This window comes from Fusibacter sp., from assembly GCF_057447755.1.
The window spans coordinates 1-3,923 of sequence record NZ_JBVBZF010000325.1 but is presented as its reverse complement, the minus strand read 5'-3'; the positions used below and the strand labels follow the sequence as shown (position 1 = coordinate 3,923).

The 3,923-nt window shown below is 35.4% G+C and carries 5 protein-coding genes; 4 read left to right on the top strand and 1 reads right to left on the bottom strand.

Annotated features, from left to right (window positions below; translation table 11 throughout):
• From AC220I_RS19475 to AC220I_RS19460, 4 genes are all read left to right on the top strand, one after another.
• The coding region (locus tag AC220I_RS19475) for an AraC family transcriptional regulator (RefSeq protein ID WP_486725530.1) at positions 1 to 782 on the top strand (782 nt) is incomplete at its 5' end.
• 141 nt (positions 783 to 923) lie between these two features.
• Positions 924 to 1,331, top strand: a complete 408-nt coding sequence (locus AC220I_RS19470; protein WP_486725529.1) for a DUF2000 domain-containing protein — start codon at positions 924 to 926, stop codon at positions 1,329 to 1,331.
• A 55-nt stretch (positions 1,332 to 1,386) separates the two neighbouring features.
• Positions 1,387 to 2,349 (top strand): helix-turn-helix transcriptional regulator, encoded by a 963-nt coding sequence (locus tag AC220I_RS19465; RefSeq protein WP_486725528.1) that lies wholly within the window; start codon positions 1,387 to 1,389, stop codon positions 2,347 to 2,349.
• Between the two features lie 104 nt (positions 2,350 to 2,453).
• Positions 2,454 to 3,083, top strand: a complete 630-nt coding sequence (locus AC220I_RS19460; protein ID WP_486725527.1) for a type 1 glutamine amidotransferase family protein — start codon at positions 2,454 to 2,456, stop codon at positions 3,081 to 3,083.
• 110 nt (positions 3,084 to 3,193) lie between these two features.
• Here the strand turns inward: AC220I_RS19460 and AC220I_RS19455 are convergent.
• Positions 3,194 to 3,923, bottom strand: a 730-nt coding sequence (locus AC220I_RS19455; RefSeq protein ID WP_486725526.1) for a diaminopimelate decarboxylase family protein, incomplete at its 5' end; no start/stop codon positions are given.

Sequence of the window (3,923 nt, the reverse complement as noted above, 5' to 3'; positions counted from 1 at the left end):
TTAAAACAGCAAGTCTTTATAATTTATTAGAAGTGAAGTTAAATGACTCACACCCTCATGCCTATAAACCTCATTTACATTCAGAACTTGCAATAGGTGTTATTGAAAAGGGAACCTCTATTTTGAATATTGATGATGTTGATTATCGAATTAATGAAGGGGAAGCCGTCATTATTATGCCTTATGTCGTCCATAATTGTCAGCCCCTAGATATAAACAATTGGGCTTTTACAATGATATACCTTGGTGATTCCTTTAAAGAGGAACTTGTATCTCAGCTTGATGAGACTCTAATAATTGGGATTGCTAAACTTGGTCATAAGGAATTTAAAATGATTAAGAACCTTGCCGATGTGTTGAAAACTGAAAGAAGCAATTTTGTCAAAGAGGTTGAAATTATTGATTGTTTAAATACGATTATCGCATCTATTAAAACTAGGGTTTCCAGAGAAATTGATGGCGAAGTCGAAAGGGTTAAAAATTATATTTTAGAACATTTTCTAGATGAGTTAATGCTGGATGAACTTTCTTCAATGTTTAAGATCAATAAGTTTACTTTGATTAGGCGATTTAAAAAACTATATAATAGTACCCCAAGTGCTTACCAACTTCAACTTAAAGTAGATTATGCAAAGCAGCTAATGAAAAGAGCTGTTAATGTTACTGAAGTTGCACTGAAAGCAGGCTTTTATGATCAAGCACATTTCACACGTGAATTTAAGAAGGCAACAGGTTTGACGCCCAAAAAATACATTTCACAATTAAACATTAAGACCCATTAACCTTTTATAAAATAAATAAAGTAATTAAAGGCTCAAATTATAGTTTAAAATATTTTCTTGGTTTAAAATATTTTCTTAATTTATAACAATTTCTTATTTTATAATATTTTCGTACTTTGCATGAATAGGAGGAAGAAGATAATGAAATGTGTAATGATCGTTGACCCCACATTACCAATTGGCATAATTGCCAACACAACAGCTGCACTCGGTGTAAGTCTAGCCAGCGTAAAAGAAGGCTTAATTGGACCTTCTATCATAGATGGTGATCATAATAAACATTCTGGTATTACCCAAGTCCCTATACCCATCCTTTCAATGGCTTCTGATGACTTAAAAAAATTATATACAAAGGTCATTATGGATCATGATGAAGATATCTTTCATATTGGATTTAGTGATATCGCTCAAAAATCCATTAATTACGATGACTATATTTCAAAGCTCACAGTGGCAAAAAATGATAAAATCAATTATTGGGGTATATGTTTGTATGGCCCTAAGAAAAAAATAAATAAGTTGACTGGAAGCTTGAAAATGCTAAAGTAGAATATGAGACCGTGATATAAAAAGGTAGTATTTCAATGTTGAGGGAGTAGTAACCATGGCTAAGAACGACAATATGCTTGCAATTTTGTGGATGTTGAACTCAGGAACAAAGATAACGGCAAAGCAAATATCAGATAGATTAGAAATCAATATTAGGACGGTTTATAGATACATTGATGCCCTCTGTGCCAGTGGCGTACCCATCATATCCGACTCTGGTCATAATGGCGGGTATCGCTTACTCAACAATTTTATTAAATCACCCTTGATATTTGATCTAGAGGAGAAGAAGGCACTCCTACATGCTGCCGTCTTTGCAAAAGAAGCAGGCTATCCTTTAAATGAAGTTTTAGACAGGGCAACCTCAAAGTTGAAACTATATTCCAATCAGGAGCAAGAGCATAATTTGAACCATCATTTGGCCAGTTTAGAGGTAATAAATCACGCTGGGAATCCAGATGTTCAGATTGTTTTGTCAGCGCTAGATCAAGCCATAACAGAAAGGTACTCAGTTGAAATTGATTATCGTACAGGTCGTGATGAACACACTAAGAATAGGGTAATTGAACCCTATGGTTTGGTTTATTGGAACAACAAATGGTTTACCGTAGCATTTTGTCAATTAAGAAATGAAATCCGTAGTTTTAGGGTAGATCGAATACTAGGGATTAAGCATAAAGATAGAACCTTCGCACTTCCTGAGCATTTTTCGGCAAGAGAATTTTTTTTACAAAATCTATTGCCTGAACATGGTGAGAAAACTACCTTAGTTACTTTAATCTTAAGTGGAAGGGCAGAAGCACTGGATGATTTGTGCAGGCATTGGTATTTGGGACATCATTTAAAAGAGCGAACAGTTAATAAAGCAACTTTTATATTGGAAGAAAAAGCCCTTTATGCCTACGTTCCCTATTTTCTTTTATCATATGGAAAAGCTGTTCAAGTCATTGAACCGCAAGATTTAAAGACACAAATCCTTTCAGTTTTATCAGATTTAACAGAACATTATCAACTTTAGCAGCTTCGCTGACCATAGATGTCAGTGAAGCTGTTTTATAATGGTGATAAGGGTGGCACTTGGATACTAATTCAAGTCTGTGATGAAAAAGAGGAGGATTTGTGATGAAGAATAAGGTGTATTTATATGTATTTGATACTATGGCAGATTGGGAAGTAGGTTATTTAACAGCAGAAATCAATTCAGGGAGATATTTTAAAAAGGGAACGTCTCCAATAAGTATCGTGATGCTCGGTAATGAAAGAAGACCGGTCACCACAATGGGAGGATTGAAATTAATCCCTGATATAACGATTGAGGAATGCACCATAAGAGGTGATGAGGTTTTGATTTTACCTGGAGGCAATACTTGGATGGAACCGATTCATGAACCGGTTTTAAAACTTGCCAATATGTGTTTAAATGAAGGTGGTTTAGTAGCCGCCATATGTGGTGCAACTTTTGCACTCGCCCAAAAGGGTATCTTAAACTCGTTTGAACATACAAGCAATGATCTTGAGTATCTGAAAGCTAGTTGTCCTAACTATGCAGGTGAAAAAAACTATAAAATGATGACGGCTGTTACAGATAGAAATCTAATCACAGCTACGGGTATTGACCCTTTGGCGTTCACAAAACATGTATTAAAAGCAATGGATGTGTTCTCTCAAGATACCTTGGAGGCGTGGTATAACCTATTTAAAACACAAGAACTAGAGTATTTTCATGAGTTGATGAAACTGACGCATATCTAAACGATCTATTTTTTAGTTTTTTGAAAACACCCATATCTTAATGGTTGTTGATGACTATGAATGAAAAAAGCATAAACATTGATATCGTGTTTATGCTTTTTTGTCTTATTTTAGCTTTCATCAAAAATCATTGTTGAAAAATAGTCCTCTGGGGTTTCGTGTCTTCTGATCAAGCTAAATCTACCATCACCCTTTAAAAGAAGCTCAGCAGGTCTTAATCTGCCATTGAAGTTATGGCTGTGGCTATAGGCATAAGCACCTGCATCGTGAAATACCAATATGTCTCCAAGAGTGATTTCGGGTAAAAACCTATCGGTTGCAAAGCGATCTCTGTCTTCACAAAGCGCTCCTGTAACTTCATATCTATTAGCATAAATGGCATTCTCTTTTCCCAGTACTGTTATTTTATGATAATTATTATACCTTAGAGCACTCATAAAGCTGTTAGTAGAGGCATCTAAGCCAATGAATGTCTTGTAAGTGTTTTTTATATGGAGGACTTTTGATACAAAATAGCCATATGGGCCGGTCATACTAATTCCGAGTTCAGTAAAAAGAGAAACCGGAGGGAGGTTACTCTTACCGATTGTATTGTCATAAGCGGTTTTTATGTGTTGGCTGATTGCTTCAATGTCAGTGGGTTCATCATATTCATGATATGGTATACCAATGCCTCCAGCTAAATTAACAAACTCAATCACGATCCCTGTTTTCTCATATAATTCAACGATGAATTCAAAAATGGGGTATGCACTCTTACCAAAATGTTCTGGATCGCGCTTATGACAACCAAATTGTGTGTGAATGCCAAAATGCTTTACACCAGCCTTTTGCAACCTT

Coding starts and splice junctions, on each gene's coding strand:
- AC220I_RS19470 (WP_486725529.1), top strand. CDS start 924: ATGAAATGTGTAATGATCGTTGACCCCACATTACCAATTGGCATAATT.
- AC220I_RS19465 (WP_486725528.1), top strand. CDS start 1,387: ATGGCTAAGAACGACAATATGCTTGCAATTTTGTGGATGTTGAACTCA.
- AC220I_RS19460 (WP_486725527.1), top strand. CDS start 2,454: ATGAAGAATAAGGTGTATTTATATGTATTTGATACTATGGCAGATTGG.